Source organism: Pseudomonas sp. 43(2021), assembly GCF_017490805.1.
Taxonomy (GTDB): Bacteria; Pseudomonadota; Gammaproteobacteria; order Pseudomonadales; family Pseudomonadaceae; genus Aquipseudomonas.
Genome location: NZ_JAFGYJ010000012.1, coordinates 16,646 through 33,615, shown reverse-complemented (window position 1 = coordinate 33,615; position 16,970 = coordinate 16,646). Strand labels below are relative to the sequence as shown.

The 16,970-nt window shown below is 63.6% G+C and carries 12 protein-coding genes; 6 read left to right on the top strand and 6 right to left on the bottom strand.

What is annotated here, in order from left to right; genetic code table 11:
* Positions 1-3 precede the first annotated feature (3 nt).
* Positions 4-891 (top strand): EamA family transporter RarD, encoded by an 888-nt coding sequence (gene rarD / locus J5M71_RS12500; RefSeq protein ID WP_207832565.1) that lies wholly within the window; start codon positions 4-6, stop codon positions 889-891.
* Here rarD and J5M71_RS12495 read toward each other — a convergent pair.
* Complete coding sequence (locus tag J5M71_RS12495) at positions 854-2,425, bottom strand: TerC family protein (RefSeq protein ID WP_207832563.1); 1,572 nt, start codon at positions 2,423-2,425, stop codon at positions 854-856. The two genes, rarD and J5M71_RS12495, sit on opposite strands and share 38 nt — an antisense overlap.
* A gap of 490 nt (positions 2,426-2,915) precedes the next feature.
* Between J5M71_RS12495 and J5M71_RS12490 the strand changes: the two genes are divergently transcribed.
* Entirely contained in the window at positions 2,916-3,497 is a 582-nt protein-coding gene (locus tag J5M71_RS12490) for a LysE family translocator (RefSeq protein WP_063914233.1), read from the top strand.
* A 129-nt stretch (positions 3,498-3,626) separates the two neighbouring features.
* Here the strand turns inward: J5M71_RS12490 and J5M71_RS12485 are convergent, their stop codons facing one another.
* The 3 genes from J5M71_RS12485 to J5M71_RS12475 form a co-directional block, all read right to left on the bottom strand.
* Entirely contained in the window at positions 3,627-4,409 is a 783-nt protein-coding gene (locus J5M71_RS12485) for an AraC family transcriptional regulator (protein WP_063914234.1), read from the bottom strand.
* Positions 4,410-4,453: 44 nt separating this feature from the next.
* Positions 4,454-5,572 carry a glycosyltransferase family 61 protein gene (locus tag J5M71_RS12480; RefSeq protein ID WP_207832561.1) on the bottom strand — a complete coding sequence of 373 codons (1,119 nt, stop codon included), beginning with the start codon at positions 5,570-5,572 and terminating at the stop codon, positions 4,454-4,456.
* A 73-nt stretch (positions 5,573-5,645) separates the two neighbouring features.
* Positions 5,646-6,800: a hypothetical protein gene (locus tag J5M71_RS12475; protein WP_207832558.1), complete on the bottom strand. Its 1,155-nt coding sequence runs from the start codon at positions 6,798-6,800 to the stop codon at positions 5,646-5,648.
* 338 nt (positions 6,801-7,138) lie between these two features.
* On the opposite strand from J5M71_RS12475, the gene J5M71_RS12470 reads away from it, so the two are divergent.
* The 4 genes from J5M71_RS12470 (at position 7,139) to J5M71_RS12455 (ending at position 14,553) form a co-directional block, all read left to right on the top strand.
* The gene (locus J5M71_RS12470; RefSeq protein ID WP_207832556.1) at positions 7,139-10,963 is read left to right on the top strand and encodes a leucine-rich repeat domain-containing protein; all 3,825 of its coding nucleotides are present in this window, start codon (positions 7,139-7,141) and stop codon (positions 10,961-10,963) included.
* A gap of 148 nt (positions 10,964-11,111) precedes the next feature.
* The gene (locus J5M71_RS12465) at positions 11,112-12,731 is read left to right on the top strand and encodes an NADP-dependent glyceraldehyde-3-phosphate dehydrogenase (protein ID WP_207832554.1); all 1,620 of its coding nucleotides are present in this window, start codon (positions 11,112-11,114) and stop codon (positions 12,729-12,731) included.
* Between the two features lie 110 nt (positions 12,732-12,841).
* Positions 12,842-13,315 (top strand): VOC family protein, encoded by a 474-nt coding sequence (locus J5M71_RS12460; protein WP_207832552.1) that lies wholly within the window; start codon positions 12,842-12,844, stop codon positions 13,313-13,315.
* A 56-nt stretch (positions 13,316-13,371) separates the two neighbouring features.
* Positions 13,372-14,553, top strand: coding sequence for a hypothetical protein (locus J5M71_RS12455; protein ID WP_207832550.1), 1,182 nt, complete (start codon positions 13,372-13,374; stop codon positions 14,551-14,553).
* Positions 14,554-14,655: 102 nt separating this feature from the next.
* Here J5M71_RS12455 and ilvA read toward each other — a convergent pair whose 3' ends face one another.
* Positions 14,656-16,215, bottom strand: coding sequence for a threonine ammonia-lyase, biosynthetic (ilvA, locus tag J5M71_RS12450; RefSeq protein ID WP_207832548.1), 1,560 nt, complete (start codon positions 16,213-16,215; stop codon positions 14,656-14,658).
* Positions 16,216-16,395: 180 nt separating this feature from the next.
* The gene (locus J5M71_RS12445) at positions 16,396-16,827 is read right to left on the bottom strand and encodes a PACE efflux transporter (RefSeq protein ID WP_207832546.1); all 432 of its coding nucleotides are present in this window, start codon (positions 16,825-16,827) and stop codon (positions 16,396-16,398) included.
* Positions 16,828-16,970: the final 143 nt, after the last annotated feature.

The window sequence follows — 16,970 nt, the reverse complement described above, 5'->3', positions numbered from 1 at the left end:
TTCGTGTCAAAAGGCATTCTCTCGTCGGTCATGGCGTCCTGTCTGTTCGCCGTGATGTACTTCTATACCTCTCTGCTCACGCCGCTCGATGGCGAGGAGATCTTTGGCTGGCGCACCCTGTTGACGCTGCCCTGCCTGACCCTGTTCATGCTTGTCTCGAAAGACTGGAAACGGGTGGGCGAACTGCTCGCTCGGGCAAGACGCACGCCGCTGCTGTTGCTGGGCATGGTCGGCACATCGTGGCTGATGGGCGTGCAGCTATGGCTGTTCCTCTGGGCCCCCCTGCACGGGCGCAGCCTGGAAGTGTCGATGGGCTACTTCCTGCTGCCGCTGGCCATGGTCCTGACCGGGCGGCTGGTGTATGGCGAGCGCCTGTCACGCCTGCAGAAGGTGGCCGTGGCCTGCGCTGCGCTGGGCGTGGGCCACGAGCTGTACCAGCATGGCAGTTTCGCCTGGGAAACCCTGGTGGTGACGATCGGTTACCCGATCTACTTCGTGTTGCGCAAGCGCTGCCGCACCGAGCACCTGGGTGGCCTGTGGTGCGACATGTGCCTGCTGTTGCCCTGGGCGTTGTACTTCGTGATCCAAGGCCCGCTTTCTCCTGCCGATCTGCAGGCACACCCCGGGTTGTATGCGTTGATCCCGATCCTCGGGGCGATCAGTGCATCGGCCCTGATCGCCTACGTGCTGGCCAGCCGCTTGCTGCCGTTCAGCCTGTTCGGCCTGCTCAGCTACGTCGAACCGGTGCTACTGGTCGGCGTGGCGCTGCTGCTGGGCGAAACCATCGGCCCGGACCAGTGGCTGACCTACCTGCCGATCTGGGCCGCGGTGCTGGTGCTGGTGATCGAAGGTTTCAAACACCTGCTGCGTCAACGCCGCCGTTCGGTGTAAGCCGAACCTGGCGCACTCGCCGCTCCTCGACCGCTTCCACGGTCAGCGTCCAGCCATTCCAGGCCAGGCGGTCACCGACCATTGGCAGGCGGTCGAGCAGGCTCATCACCAGGCCCGCGAGGGTCTGGTAGTCCTCGGTGGCGCGGGCGCTGAAGCCGGTACGCGCTTGTACCTGGCTCAGGTTCAACGCACCGCTGACCACAAAACCTTCACCTTCCGGGACGATACCCGGGCCTTCGACCTCGCTGGCATCCGGCAGCTCACCGGCAATCGATTCGAGAATGTCGGTCATCGTCAGCAGGCCGGTGAAGTCACCGAACTCGTTGACGACGAAGGCGATGTGCGTCGACTGGGCTCGCATCTGCTCAAGGGCGTTGAGGATACTGAAGCTCTCCAGCAGGTTCAGCGGTACCCGCGCCATGCCCTCCAGGTCGGGCTGGCTGCCTGACAGCAGTTCCTTGAGCAGTTCCTTCTTGTGCACGAAGCCCAGTGGCTCGTCCACGCGGCCATCGCGGATCAACGGCAGGCGCGAGTACGGCGAATGGGCCAGGGCCTGGGCAACGGCGTCGCCCGGCTGCGCCAGATCGATCACATCGACCTCGGCGCGGGCGGTCATCACTGTGCGGATCGGCCGCTCGGCCAGGTTCAGCACGCCACTGATCATTACCCGTTCGCGGCGGTCGAACAACACCTGCTCCTCACCACCTTCGACCAGGTCGGCGATTTCCTCGCCCACCTCGTCAGCCTCGACCCGGCGGCCACCCAGCAGGCGCAGCACCGCATGCGCGGTGCGCTCACGCAGTGGTCGGTGCTGCTGCAGGCTGCGCTTGCGGCGGGCACGGGCCAGCTGGTTGAACAGCTCGATCAGGATCGAGAAGCCGATGGCCGCATACAGGTAGCCTTTGGGGATATGGAAGCCCAGGCCTTCGGCGGTCAGGCTGAAGCCGATCATCATCAGGAAGCCCAGGCACAGCATGATCACCGTGGGGTGGGCGTTGACGAAGCGGGTCAGCGGCTTGCTGGCAACGATCATGATGCCGATCGAGAAGGTTACCGCGATCATCATCACCGACAACTGCTCGACCATGCCCACCGCGGTGATCACCGCGTCCAGCGAGAACACCGCATCGAGCACCACGATCTGCGCGACAATCGGCCAGAACGCAGCGTGGCGCACCACACCGCTGGCCTGGGCGACGTGGCCTTCCAGGCGTTCATGCAGCTCCATGGTGGCCTTGAACAGCAGGAAAACACCACCGAACAGCATGATCAGGTCACGGCCCGAGAAGCTCTTGTCGAACACCTCGAACAACGGCGCGGTCAGGGTGACCATCCACGAGATACTGGCCAACAGGCCCAGGCGCATGATCAACGCCAGGCTCAGGCCAATGACCCGCGCGCGGTCGCGCTGGTGCGGCGGCAGCTTGTCGGCAAGGATGGCGATGAACACCAGGTTGTCGATACCCAGCACCAGCTCGAGGACGATCAGCGTCAACAGGCCCAGCCAGGCCGTGGGGTCGGCTAGCCATTCCATTAGCGGGTACTCACGAGGGCAGCGTCACGTGGACGGGAGAAGGAAGGCCGTAAAGGCCGGGGACTGGGGGGCTCCGCGAAGGTGCTCATATAGACCTTGATAGCAAATAGGAAGAATGATCCTACAAGCGCTGCAGCATTCCCTGATAGCGCAAAACTATTACAAAACCTGTAACAACATCTCGGAGCCACGCTCTCATAGAACTGCACATAACTCATTGAATTAGCGGGGCCCCTGTGGGAGCGGCTTTAGCCGCGAACACCGGCGCAGCCGGTGCCATGCACCGCGTTGGATTCTTCGCGGCTAAAGCCGCTCCCACAGAGTACGAGGATCGCTTGCGAATTCAGTTATCTGTGCGACAGCGCAGCCCAAAGGGCTGGGCAATCTCCCACAGGGAAATGCATTGGTCCGGAGTGGGTACTTTTCTTCAATACCACAGGCTGCCGATACCCGAGCATGGAGGCCCCCCTCAACCACACGGATCACCCTCATGAGCCTGTCCCTGTCCATGGCCGCTTTCGCACTGGCGGCCTCGATCTCCCCCGGCCCGGTCAACATCGTCGCGCTGGGCAGCGGTGCCCGCCATGGCCTGCGTGCCAGCCTTGCGCATGTGGCCGGTGCCACGCTGGGCTTCTGCCTGCTGCTGGTGCTGGTCGGGCTTGGCCTGCATCAACTGCTGCTGCGCTGGCCTTTGCTGGGCCTGCTGTTGCACTGGGGCGGCGTGGCGTTCCTGCTGTACATGGCATGGAAGCTGGCCAGCGACGACGGGCAGCTCGGCAGCGCACATCCCACCCAGGCCCCTTCGGCCTGGCACGGCGCGGCGATGCAATGGCTCAACCCCAAGGCATGGCTGGCAGCGGTGGCCGGGGTGGGTGCCTACACCGGCGGTGAGCAGCAGTTGCTGTGGCTGTTTACCTGGATCTACGGGCCGATCTGCTTCATTTCGGTGGCCAGCTGGGCGTGGGCCGGAAGCGTGGTTCGTCAGTACCTGGGCAACCCACGGCACATGCGCCTGCTGAATCGGGGCTTGGCGGCCTTGCTGGTGGGCAGCGCGGTTTACCTGGTCATTTAAGGCTGGCTGCACACCGGCCTGTCGCTGGCAAGCCAGCCCCCCCCCCCGGCCGCGCTGCCCTCAAGACCTGTGCAGTACCTGTGGGAGCTGGCTTGCCGGCGATAGGGCCATGACGGCCAACAGGGCAATTCAACCGAATGCGTTGCGGTAATGCCCCGGCGTCGCCGCCAGGTGCTGTTTGAAGGCCCGCTGCAGGTGCGCCTGGTCGGCAAACCCGGCCTCATGTGCAACCTCGGCAATTGCCCGGCCCAGGCGCAGTTGCGCCCTGGCCAGTTGCACGCGCTGATCGAGCAGGTAGCCATGCGGCGTCAGCCCGAAGCGTTGGCGGAACGCACGAATCAGGTACGAGCGCGACAGGCCGCAGGCCGCGCAGATGTCGTCCAGGCTCAGCGGATCGCTACGGTGGGCGCGTATGAACGCTGCCGCCGCGTCCAGCCGCGGGTTGCCCTCGTCGTTCACGCCAACATTACCGTCAAGCAAATCCGGCAGTGCGCCAAACAGCGCCGCCAGGCGGGCTTCCCGGTCTGGCACGCTGGCGTCGAACAGGTCGGCAAAGGCCTGCAACAGGCACCGGTACAACGCCGGCGAGCTACTCCAGGTCTGGGCCGGCAAGGCAAACCCCAGCGCTTGCAACCAAGGCATATCGACAAACAACATCAGGTAGGACCACGGCTCCCCGGCGATGGGGTTGCAGGCATGCACCACACCTGGGTTCATCAGCACCGTGGTACCGGCCTCCACCTTGATACGCTGGTCACCGTTGAGGTAGGTGCTGTGCCCACCCGTGATCACCCCGATGGAAAAGCTCTCATGGGAATGCGCGGCGTAGCACACCTGCCGCCCGTCCCCTACCCGCCGGGCTTCGACGAAGGGCAGCGCCGGGTCGCGCCAGAACCGTGATACCTCGATCATCCCTCACCCCGCTCGCAGCTGCCATGCGCCCGGATACTACACGCTTATCGCGGAAACAGGTCCAACGTCCGCTCCACTTCGCCAATATCGATCGTGAAACCATCGCCTTCGGGTATCCCGACCACAAAGCCGAAATGCTGGAGGTCACGGTCCGTCAGGTACTTGTAGTAGCTGACAAACCGGTTTGGCGGCTGCAAGGTCAGCAGGCAACCGCCGGCCTGCAATACATTCACCCCATGCACCAGCTGGCTACCCTCTACACCAATGACCACCCGTGCCCCGGCGCAGGCCGCGACGATACTTGGTACATCGGTCTTCAGCGGGTCGACGATGCGAAAGCCGCGGGTGGCGCGCAAGTGCTCGGCCAACGCCAGCTCATTGCGCAACAGGCGCAGGTCACCATCGCCACCACGCAGCAGAAACACCCCAGGGTGTGGGGCATACAGCACATGCGACAGCAACTTGTCGCCCATGGCCCGGTAGCGGGAATGCCGACTGCGGTTGTTGGCCAGGTCATCGAACAACACCAGCTCGCGGAAAAACGCACTGCGCAGGCGCAGCGGGTTCATCTCCAGCCAGTCTTCATAGGCCGGCGCCTGGGTAAACAGCGGGAATCTGGCCGAGGGCGCGGTGGTTACCGGTATGCCTTCGTTACAGGCCAGCGCGTAGGTCGGGCAATCCTCCATCAACCAGGTACCGAACCACGTATTGCCATTTTGCGTGCAATAGATGGCCGCACGGTCGATTTCATTGTCCACCATGATGGTCGGCAGGAGGCCCGGCTTCAGCGACAGCCAGTGGCTGGCGTTGCCCTTGTACAAGGCCCCGTCGACCAGCCACACCTCCTTGATCAGGTAACCGCGGGTTGGCCCTTGCAGCGTGCTGATACCGCCCTCCATGGTGCGTGCAGGGTGCACGTAGGGATAGAAACGCTTGCCTTCCCAGCCCGTCACCCGCTCCAGTTGGCCTGGCAGGTAAAAGGCCGGGGGCGAGACCGTGACTTCACCAGGGGCAATGTCCCAGCTCTTGGCCGCGATGCTCTTGAGGTCGATGGTGCTGTTCCCGCCCAGCCGTTTGCGCGCCATATAACGGTAGGCGGCCAAGGTCCAGGTGTGCTGCCTGTCTGCGGGCGCTGGACTGAACTGCGAGATGTCGCTTCCCATGAAGCGTCCTCCCTTGGTGACAAGGTCAAAAGCCTGGCGCGAGGCGCCAGATCAACGCCTCCCTGGCATCCGTTCAGTTGCACATGACCCTTTCCATGGTGGGCGGTGACTGCAGGTTGGCGTAACGGCGACGCAAGCTTTCCACGAACGGTTCGCCCGCCCCGTTGCCACCATAGAAATAAATCTTGTGCAGGCCACCAAACACCATTTCCTGGTAGCGGCTGGCAACTTCCTCGTCACTCGGGCCCTCGGGCAACCCCAGATGCAGCGTGAGTTTGTCGCCTTCGAGCGCGAACATCGGCGTGTCCCAGAGGAACTTTGCCGTGCCGGTTCTGGGTAAGCGGACAAACAGACAGGCATGGTTACCCAGCGAATCGATATCGCCACCGCGACGGCGCTTCCATTTCAACAAACCGTCATCCGGGCGCGCCAGGCAAAGACCGATGTCGTAATAATCGAAGCCCTGCATCAACGCCCACTCAAGGGCCATGAAAGTGGTGATCGAGTTCACCTCACGCAACTTCCGTGCATCGGTAAACACCGCCTCGCAATAGCCGAAACGCAACGTGCTCCAATAACGCTTGCCCGCGCGTACCACTTCACAGCCAAGGTGGCAGCCGATCACTTCATCGCCCAAGGTGATCAAGTCGAGCCGGCCGACGCCCCTGGCAATGCGAAACACTTCTTCAGTGGGAAACTGCGCGGCATGGATACCCTGCCTGGCGCTGGCATAGGGGCGCAGCAGGTCGCGGTCGGCCATGGCGATCTCGTCGTCCGAGAGGGCCTGGCGCATCTGGTACAACGGGCGGTTCTTGCGGATGCTGCGCCGCAACTCGCTGTCGTAGCGCGCCGTGATGTCCTCCAGCGAGCGCCCGAGCGGCACCACGGCGCTCAGGTAATGCGGCACCGACAATGCCCCCGACGTCGGCATTTCGCTGACCACCACCACGTGGTTGGGCGCAATCGTCGCGCTTGCGCTGTCAATTACTGCAGCATTGCCCTGGCCCTTGCCGGCAATCAGCAGCTTGGCCATTTCCCGCTGCTGCTTTCGGCCGATATATAAAATTTCGTACGGGCTTTCCTGCTGCAGCCGAAACCTGGCAACTTCCCACCGCCAGAAACAGGCACGCGCCATCACTTCAAGCCCCTTGCTGGCCAGCTGTCTCATTTCGTAGCGTATTGAGGGCGAGATGAGTTTTCGCGCCACTGCCGTCAAGGTCGCTTTCATTTCTTCTTCGAGGTCCTTCGATGTGTACCAAGGTCTATCGGAAAAGGACAACAATTCAGCAAGAAGCACGTATCCTATTGATATTCAGGAATTATCCAGTAACCCCATGTCAACTAACAATTTAAGGTGCGCACAAACACTTTAGCAAGTGGCATTTTGATTGCATTTCATGAATGCGCCGGGAAGTTTTGCAAAGTTTCATGACGTCAAATTTCCTGCAGGAAAGGCTCACCCAACAAGCACTTTTCTATCGGTATATCCCATCCGCGCTATCCCATTACCACTTGGCTATAGAGAAATAACGTTTGATGCCTTCTTTGCATAGAAGGAGCATCAAGATGCCATCCAACCCCCATCAATCTTTGCTCCAGGCGCAATTGCCGCACTGGGCACGCCAGGCGACACCCAACCAGTGGGCCGCGTTGAAGCAAACACAGGTCGCCCCGTGGCAGGCGCAGGACTGGTTCGCCAACGCAGCCCCCGGCCTGCGCCAGGCAGTGCACGCCAGTCAGGCGCGGCTGATGCAGGCGCAAGCAGCCTTGGCCTGCTCACTCAAAGGCCTGAAACAGATCACTGAATTTGCCGAGCCATTGCTGCGCGCACGCCTTGCTGAACAAGGCTTTCACGCACCGCTGCGCAATACCCAACTGCTGCGGGTGGAGCGCAGCTGGCACTGGACCGTCCTGCGCTATCTCTACCGCCATCGTCGTGACAACCTGCTACAGGCTGCCCTGCAGAACTTCGCTGACGACGAGGCGTTCTCCCCGGAAAGTGCCATTGCCCTGAGCGACAACATTCAGGTCACGCCGATGCGGGTACACGGCGCCTTCCCCCTCGGCATGCAAGTACCCTTGGCGCGCGTTGCGCTGGAGTCTGAGCGTTATCAGGTGGAACGGCTGCCCCTCGCGCCCGCCGCTTTCGCCACACTGTGCCGTGACCTGGACCTGGGTAACGCTTACCAGGCCCACCTGGAAGAACACTTCGCACGACCCGCTACCCGGGCATTGGCCATCAGGGTGCAAAAAGACCGCCTGCGCCTGGCAGCCGACCTTGCCTGTCTGCGGCACCTGCTTGACGGCAACGCGCGCGATCAGGTCGAACAGCTGTTGCAGAGCGGCGCAGTGAGGTGCTGGCAACTGGCGCTGTTCGGCACAGACCTGCACGAAGTCATGCTGATCGATGCCGGCCGTGCGGGTCTGGTGCTGTATTTGCCCGGCCATGACCCGGCCCTGCGTCAATGCAACAACCTGGACGCGGTACACGATACGCTGGCGACCTTGCTGCTGGAACCCGATGCCCGCCAGGCCTTCACGGCCTACATCAGGCAGGACGAGCGCACGCACTTTCTCGACCTGCTGCAACAAAATCTCGACGCCACGGGCAGCACTGCCTACGACCGCCCTTGGCAGCGCGCGGCGCAGGCGGACCTGCGCCCTACCCGCGTGGCCATCACGGCCGAGCCTTTTGGCCACTACCAGGACCTGCACCTGGCCCGCCTCAAGCACGAAGCCAGCCTGCTGGCGGTCCCGACAGCGACCGCCGATGCCAACGCGCGGGCCAGGCGCCAGGAGGAATGGGAAAGCCTTGGCCTGGATGCGCTCAATATCGCCGCGTTCTTCATTCCAGGTGCAGGCACCCTGATGCTGGCCGTCACTGCCTGCCAGCTGCTCGGCGAGGCCTTCGAGGGCTACGAGGCCTGGGATGAAGGCGACCGCCACCTGGCGCTGCGCCACCTGGAGGCGGTCGGCCTGAACCTGGCCGTGATCGGTGGTTTCGTGGCCGCGGGCAAGGTGATACCCAAGCTGTTCAACAGCCCGTTGATGGAAAACCTGCAGCAAATACGCGGCAACGACGGACGCTACCGGCTATGGAATGAAGACCTCACCCCCTACCGCAGTAGCGTGACACTGCCGGAAAACCTGCAGCCCAATGCACTTGGCCAGTACCTGTACGAGGGCCGGCGCTTCATCCGCATGGACGGCCAATTGTTCGAGCAACGCTTCGACAACCACCTGCAGCAATGGCGGGCCATTCACCCCGAGAAGCCCGATGCCTGGCAGCCACCGCTGGTGCACAATGCCCAAGGCGCCTGGCGTGGCCAGCATGAACAGCCCGGCCAGTGGCCATTCGCGAAGCTGGTGCGCCGTCTTGGCGAGGCCTATGCCGCGTACACGCCAGAACAGCTGGCGCAGGCCGGCCGACTCTGTGGCATCGACGCAGCGCGCTTGCGCCGGGTGCACCTGGAAGGCCTGCCAACGCCGCCGCTGTTGCTCGATGCCCTGCAGCGCATGGCGGCACAGGCTGAGGTAGAGGCGTTGGCCGACAAGGCCCCGCCGGGCCAGTTCGAGGAACGCTACAACGGCAGTGCGGCCAACACTCCGTCAATGCAGAAGCTGCTCGACGCCTATCCGCGGCTCTCCCCTGCCCTGGCCTGGCGTTTGCTGGCACCGCTGGGCGAGGCCGAATCGCTCGCGTGGCAACAGCACGGTCAGTTGCCCACACAGGTTCGCCAGTCGCTGGAGCAGGTGCACAGTGAGCTGCCCCTGGTACGCGCGCTGGAAGGCCTGCTGCAGCCAGCCCGGGCCAGCAGCGACAGCGAACGCCTGCTGTTCAGCGCACTGGATGCGATGCCCGACTGGCCTGCAGACCTGCGCCTGGAGCTGCACGGCGCCAGCCCCGATGGCCCTCGGCTGGAGCATGTCGGCAGCGACCAGGCCACCACCCTGCGCCGCGTGATCAAATCGGCCGAAGGCTATGAGGTCGACCGGGGCGAGCGCCCTGCACCAGCGCCGCGAGATCCGGACCTCTGCCGCGCCGTAGAGCAGGCACTGTCTCGCTCGCAACGCGACAGGCTGGGGATCCCGACGGCCGATGGCAGCTCGCTACGCCAGCGTGTACTGGGTTGGGTCGACAAGCACAGGGAGACATTGGCCCAGCGGCTCTGGGGGCACCGGGCGCTGCTGCGCAAGCCCATGGGCCGCTTGCTCGGCGGTCGGCCGCTCGCCCCCGAACCGCCGCAGCCGCGCCTGGCAGGCTCGCTGGCCGGGGCCTATCGCCGCTTGTTCCCGAACGCCACCGACCAGGAGTTCGAAAACTGGCTCGGCAACGAGGAGGACAACCCGTACGTCGACGACATTCGCTCACCCACACAACGCCTGCGCGACCTGCAGCAGCGCCTGGATACCCTGCGCCGCGACCTGCAGGAATGGGCCCGGCCCGATCCGCAACGCCCTCACCAACGGCACCTGGCCATCCGCCCCATCCTCAACGCCTGGCGGCGGCTGTCGACCGTAGCGCTTGAAGGGGGTGGCCACCTGCACAGCCTGGACCTTTCCGACCTGGAACTGGACAACCAGGCCTTGGCCAGCCTGGCCCTGCCGGATGACTTCACCCATGTGGAGCACCTGTCACTCAGCAACAATCGTTCGCTCAGCCAGTTGCCGGCCGAATTCTATGAACGTTTCCCCAACCTCAAGCGCCTGCTGCTGACCGACTGCCGATTCGACGCCGTGCCCCGCCTGGTCAGGCCTGAGCACCTCACCTGGCTGGACCTGGAAGGCAACCGCATTACCTGGGATGCCCAGGCCCAGCAAGCGCTGAACCGCTGCTCCGGGCTTGCAGTACTGGACCTGTCGGGCAACCCGCTACTGCAGGCCCCGGACCTGCGCGGGCTGGCCTACCTGAAAACACTGTTCCTGAACGACTGTGCGCTCAGCGAATTGCCGCAAGGCCTTGACCAGGTGCTCGAGCCCCTCATCCTGGACATTGGCGACAACCAGCTGCTGCGGCTGCCAGACGGTTTCAACGTGCCACGGCCCGTTGCAGAGGCCCTGCGCCTGGAAAGCGACTGGCTGGGCGCACCCGTGCTTGCGCAGATCGAGGCCTACAACGCCGTGCACCAGGTGGACCTGCTGGTGTGCGCAGGCGACTACCTGGAATTCTTCGAACGAACCGGCCCGGCCGAAATGGCCCTGTGGCAACGGTTACCGCTGCAGTACCGCCGCGACCTCAGGCCCTTGCTCGAACTTGAACCGTTCCTGTCCTACCCGCGGTTTGCCCATACAGAGTTCTGGCGGCGCCTGACCTTGATCGACGCAGACCCCGTCCTGCGCCAGCAATGGTTGACGCACCCACCCTACGACCTGTTCAACCTACCGCTTTGACATTGACCCGGATGCCTGCCTGTCCGACAGGCAGGCACTTGCACCGATGTTAAGCCAGACTGGTGTTTTTCCGGCGGCCGGTGCATGCTCGCAGCTGAAGCGATTCACCTGGCTCGAAACCCGCCCAGCAATGTGAGGTGCAGTACCCATGGACCGTCTGCTCGATTCACTCTTCCCAAGCGCCGAGAACATCCCGGAAACCTGGCGCCTGGAAGCCCCCCTTGAACAACGCGACTACCTGGTGAACGGTGAACTCAGGCGCTGGGACGGGCCCCTGGCCACGGTGCGCAGCCCGGTCTGGCTCAAGGAAGGCAATGAAGAACGCCAAGTGGTGCTGGGCAGTGCCCCACTGCTCGATGCCGACACCGCGCTCAGCGCACTCGATGCTGCTGTGCAAGCCTACGACAAAGGCCGCGGCGCCTGGCCAAACATGCGCGTGGCCGAGCGCATCCAGCACGTCGAAACCTTCCTGGCGCGCATGCGTGAACAGCGCCAGGCCGTGGTCAAGCTGCTGATGTGGGAGATCGGCAAGAACCTCAAGGATTCGGAAAAGGAATTCGACCGCACCTGTGACTACATCGTCGACACCATCAATGCCCTCAAGGACCTTGACCGCCGCTCCAGCCGCTTCGAGCTGGAACAGGGCACGCTGGGCCAGGTCCGCCGTGCGCCGCTGGGTGTGGCCCTGTGCATGGGGCCATACAACTACCCGCTGAACGAAACCTTCACTACGCTGATCCCGGCGCTGATCATGGGCAACACCGTGGTGTTCAAGCCGGCCAAGTTCGGCGTGCTGCTGATTCGACCATTGCTCGAAGCTTTCCGTGACAGCTTCCCGCCGGGGGTGATCAACGTCATCTATGGCCGTGGCCGGGAAACGGTGAGCGCGCTGATGGCCAGCGGCAAGGTCGATGTGTTCGCCTTCATCGGCACGCACAAGGCCGCCAGCGACCTGAAAAAACTGCACCCGCGCCCGCACCGCCTGCGCGCCGCGCTGGGCCTGGATGCCAAGAACCCGGGCATTGTGCTGCCCCAGGTGGACCTCGACAACGCCGTCGAAGAGGCAGTCACCGGTGCGCTGTCGTTCAATGGCCAGCGCTGCACGGCACTGAAAATCCTGTTCGTCCACGAGGACGTCGTCGATGCCTTCCTCGACAAGTTCCAGCGCAAGCTGGCCGCGCTCAAGCCCGGCATGCCATGGGAGCCTGGCGTAGCGCTGACACCGCTGCCCGAGCCCGGCAAGGTCGACTACCTTGACGGCCTGGTCGCCGATGCCACCGCCAAGGGCGCACGCGTGCTCAACGAAGGCGGCGGGCACAGCCGTGGCTCGTTCTTCTACCCGGCCGTGCTGTACCCGGTAAAGCCGGACATGCGCGTCTACCACGAAGAGCAGTTCGGCCCGTTGGTGCCAGTGGTGCCATACCGCGACCTGCAGACAGTGATCGACTATGTGCTGGACTCCGACTACGGCCAGCAACTGAGCCTGTTCGGCAATGACCCGGCAACCATCGGCAGCCTGGTCGACATCTTCGCCAACCAGGTCGGGCGCATCAACATCAACGCGCAATGCCAGCGCGGCCCCGACACCTATCCGTTCAACGGCCGCAAGAACAGCGCCGAAGGCACCCTGTCGGTACACGACGCCCTGCGTGTGTTCTCGATCCGCACGTTGGTCGCAACGCGCTTCCAGGAGGCCAACAAGGAACTGATCAGCGAGATCATTCGCAACCGGCAGTCGAGCTTCCTGACCACCGACTACATCTTCTGACAGCCGCGTTTATAGAGAATCGATCTATCAGCGCTGTCGATTTTCCATCCGCGCAAACGACTCTAAGCAACAGGGCGCCCACCGGCGCCCACTTCCAAGGAGAGTCGAACATGGCAGCCAAACCCATTCCCGAAGGCCAGCACAGCCTCACCCCCTACCTGGCCATCAATGACGCCGCCAAGGCCATCGAGTTCTACAAGAAGGCCTTCGCTGCCGTCGAGATGTTCCGCCTCGACGCCCCGGGGGGCCGCGTCGGCCATGCCGAGCTGAAGATCGGCGACTCGTCGCTGATGCTTGGCGACCCCTGCGACATGGAGGGCGGTCTCACCGCCAGCCAGAAGCTCAGCGGCGCAGGCGTTGGCCTGCACCTGTATGTCGAGGACTGCGACAAGGTCTACGCCCAGGCCCTGGCGGCCGGCGCCACCCAGCTGAGTGCGGTGACGGACCAGTTCTACGGCGACCGCAGCGGCACCCTGAAAGACCCGTTCGGCAACATCTGGTTCGTTTCCACCCACAAGGAGGACCTGACCCCCGACGAGATCCGCGCCCGCGCGGCGAAAATGTTCAGTGCAACTGAGCGGTAAGTTGAAAGCGGCGCGACTTTGCTTGAAGCTTGGAGCTCGTAGCTGGGAGCTGCTTCATGCGAATCATCGACAAAACCGCCGCACAGGTCCGTAGCCTGACCCCCGCAGAAGAGGAGCTGCTGGTCGGCTTTGCCACCGGCAGCCTCACCGGCCCACGCCTGCTACAGGCCAACCAGCTGCTGATGAAGGTACGCAACGCCAACCAGTGGCTAGCCTGCGACTGCCGCAGCGATGCCTTGCCGGTGCTCAATGTCACCCTCAACGGCAACACCGGTACGCTGTTTCTCAAGAACAACCCGGGTACTGCCGAGCACGCGCCCGGCTGCCCGTTCACCAAGGACGAGCGAGAAGCGGCCGAACGCGAAAACGACCCCGCGCCACCCGCTGCCTGGCTACCGCCCGACACACCGTTGCGCCTGATCGGCGACTTCCGCAGCGGCACCACCAGTGGCGGCGGCGATGGCAGCGAACGCCGTGAACAACAGCGCCTGCTGTCACTGCTGCTGACCTGGATCGAAACCAGCGGCCTCAACCTGTATGCCACGCACCTGAAAAAGGACCTGACCGGGCAATTTGCCGAGTTGCGCAGCGTGGCCAGCCGCTATCCGCTGCTGGAACGGGTCCCCGCCAGCAACTATCTGGAAACCCGCCTGGACATGAAGCACATGATGATGCTCAAGTCCCGCCTGCGCGAAGCCACGGTGTTCGGCAACCATCGCCGCCACGGCCTGCTGCTGGACTGCGTGGACCAGATAAAAGGGCGCAAGCTGTTCAACAACCGCAGTGAAGACGGCTTCGACTTCCAGGGCCACCACCTGTACTGGGGCGGCAACCGCACCGCCGGGCCGTTACTGGCCTTGGCGCTGTACTCGCCGACCAGTGCCGGCAGCCATTTCTACGAGCTGATTCATGTGGCCAGCGTGCCGGTGCTGTCCCGCGCCCACCTGTTCCCGGTATATCGCGACGAAGAGCGCGAGCCGCTCAAGGCCCTGGTATCGCTGGTCGACTGGATGGCCAGCAAGGGTGTGAAAGTGCAAATGCGCCGCCCGGTGATCGGTGGCCAGGTGATGGATGAACTGGTGATGACCTCGGACCAGGACCGGGTATTGTCGGTGTCGTTGCTGGAGCAACCCATCGGGCCCGAACCGGATACCGAGAATTTCAAGCGCTACGCCGACTTCAAGAGCCTGGAAACCTTCCGCAAGTTCGTAGCAGGCTTCTTCATGCGCGAGCGCTGAGGGCCGTGGGCTCGCCTTGATCTTTATAGCGCCTGTCAGATCGAGCGCCGCCCGCGCGGCGCTCGATCTGACAGGCGCTATAAATCCCGTGGTGTACCGAAATCACCCCAGGAACAGCTTGTACGCCGGGTTGTCGGTCTCATCCCAGTAGCGGTACCCCATCTCATCCAGCGCCAACGGCAACCCCGTCAACTCATCCCGCGGCACTTCCAGCGCGGCGAAAACCCGGGCCTCTGCCGCACCATGGTTGCGGTAATGGAACAGGCTGATGTTCCAACGCTTGCCAAGCCGCTCCAGAAAGCCCAGCAACGCCCCGGGCCGCTCGGGGAATTCGAAGCGCAGCACCCGCTCGTCAGCCCCGGGCGCGGCATGGCCGCCCACAGTATGCCGTACATGCAGTTTGGCCAGTTCGTTGTCGGTCAGGTCCAGTACGCTGTAGCCCTGCTCGCGCAGGCTGGCCAGCAACTGCTCGCGTGGGTCGTGCAGCGGGTGTGTCTGCACACCCACGAACAGGCGCGCCTCCTTGCCAGGGTAATAGCGGTAGTTGAACTCGGTGATCTGTCGCTTGCCCAGGGCCTGGCAGAAGGCGCGGAAGCTGCCCGGCTGTTCCGGGATGGTGACAGCGATGATCGCCTCGCGCTGCTCGCCCAGTTCGGCACGCTCAGCCACATGGCGCAGGCGGTCGAAGTTGACATTGGCCCCGGAGTCGATGGCCACCAGGGTCTGCCCCTGCACGCCGTCGCGCGCCACGTACTTCTTGATCCCGGCCACGGCCAGGGCGCCGGACGGCTCGGTGATCGAGCGGGTGTCGTCATAGATGTCCTTGATCGCCGCGCACAGCTCGTCGCTGCTCACGGTGACCACCTCGTCAACGAAGTGCCGGCACAACTCGAAGCAATGGGCGCCGATCTGCGCCACCGCCACACCATCGGCGAAGGTGCCGACCTGCGGCAGGATCACCCGCTCACCGGCGGCCATGGCAGCCTGCAGGCAGTTGGAGTCCTCCGGCTCGACGCCGATCACCTTCACCTCAGGGCGCAGGTACTTCACATAGGCGGCAATGCCAGCAATCAGCCCACCACCACCCACCGGTACGAAGATGGCATCCAGCGCCCCCGGGCGCTGGCGCAGGATCTCCATGGCCACGGTGCCCTGCCCGGCGATCACATCCGGGTCGTCGAACGGTGGCACGAAGGTGGCGCCTTCGCTGTCGGCCAGTTTCAGCGCGTGGGCCAAGGCATGGGGGAAGCTCTCACCGTGCAGCACTACATGGCCACCGCGCGAACGTACCCCTTCCACCTTCAGCGACGGCGTGGTGGTCGGCATGACGATGGTGGCCTTCATGCCCAGGTGGGATGCCGCCAGGGCCACGCCCTGGGCATGGTTGCCCGCAGAGGCGGTGATCACCCCGCGCTCGCGCTGCACGGTACTCAGGCGTGACAAGCGGGTGTAGGCACCGCGGATCTTGAACGAGAAGGTAGGCTGCAGGTCCTCCCGCTTGAGCAACACCTGGTTGCCCAGGCTTGCAGACAACGCGGGCGCAGCCTGAAGGGGCGTTTCGATGGCCAGGTCGTACACCGGGGCGGCAAGAATGCGCCGCACCTGCTCCGACAGCAGTTGCTGAGGGGTGACGGTAGAGCGAGGGCTGACGAAGCTGGTCATCGGTGACTCCTTGGCTGTGTTCACGTTGCCCAGGAGTCAGAGAGAAAAACCCGCCTCCAGGGCGGGTTCGGTGCACGTACGCGCTAGCCCGCCAAGCTGATAATGGCGGTAATAATAATGGCGTTGACGTGCGGGAAAGTATTCATGGGGTAGGAACTTAGCCGGTAGTGCGGCACAAAGTCAACACTTCGCCTGCTGCGCCGAAAGCGGCACATCGAACACCTTGTCGAAGCCCCACTGGAAGACAAACGCGTAAACGAAGAAGAACATGAACAACGCCAGGTTGGTCAGCAACGCCGCCCACAAGCTGACATCCAGCCAGTACGCCACCAGCGGCAGCAGGATCAGCACCAGCCCGCCCTCGAAGCCCAGCGCATGCAGCAGGCGCCGCAGGAACGTGCGCTCGCGCTGGAGCTGGCGCGCTTCCCAGCGCTCGAACACCCAGTTGTAGCCCATGTTCCAGCTCATCGCGATGCCCGACATCAGCACCGACAGCACGGTCGACTGCGCCATGCCGGCACCGAACGCCAGCTCCAGCGCGGGCGCCACGCAGGCGACGGCGATGGCTTCGTAAAGAATGGCCTGGACAATCTTGCGTGCCTTGCCTTGCATGTTCAGCTCCCTGGTTCAACGACCTGTAAAGCTACAAGAAGTGGCCCACAAGAAAAAGCCAGAAATTTGGACAAGCCTGCGTTCGGCTGCTTGTATCTATCCAGTACAAACGGCGACAAGTCGTACAACTTCGTCCAGGGAAT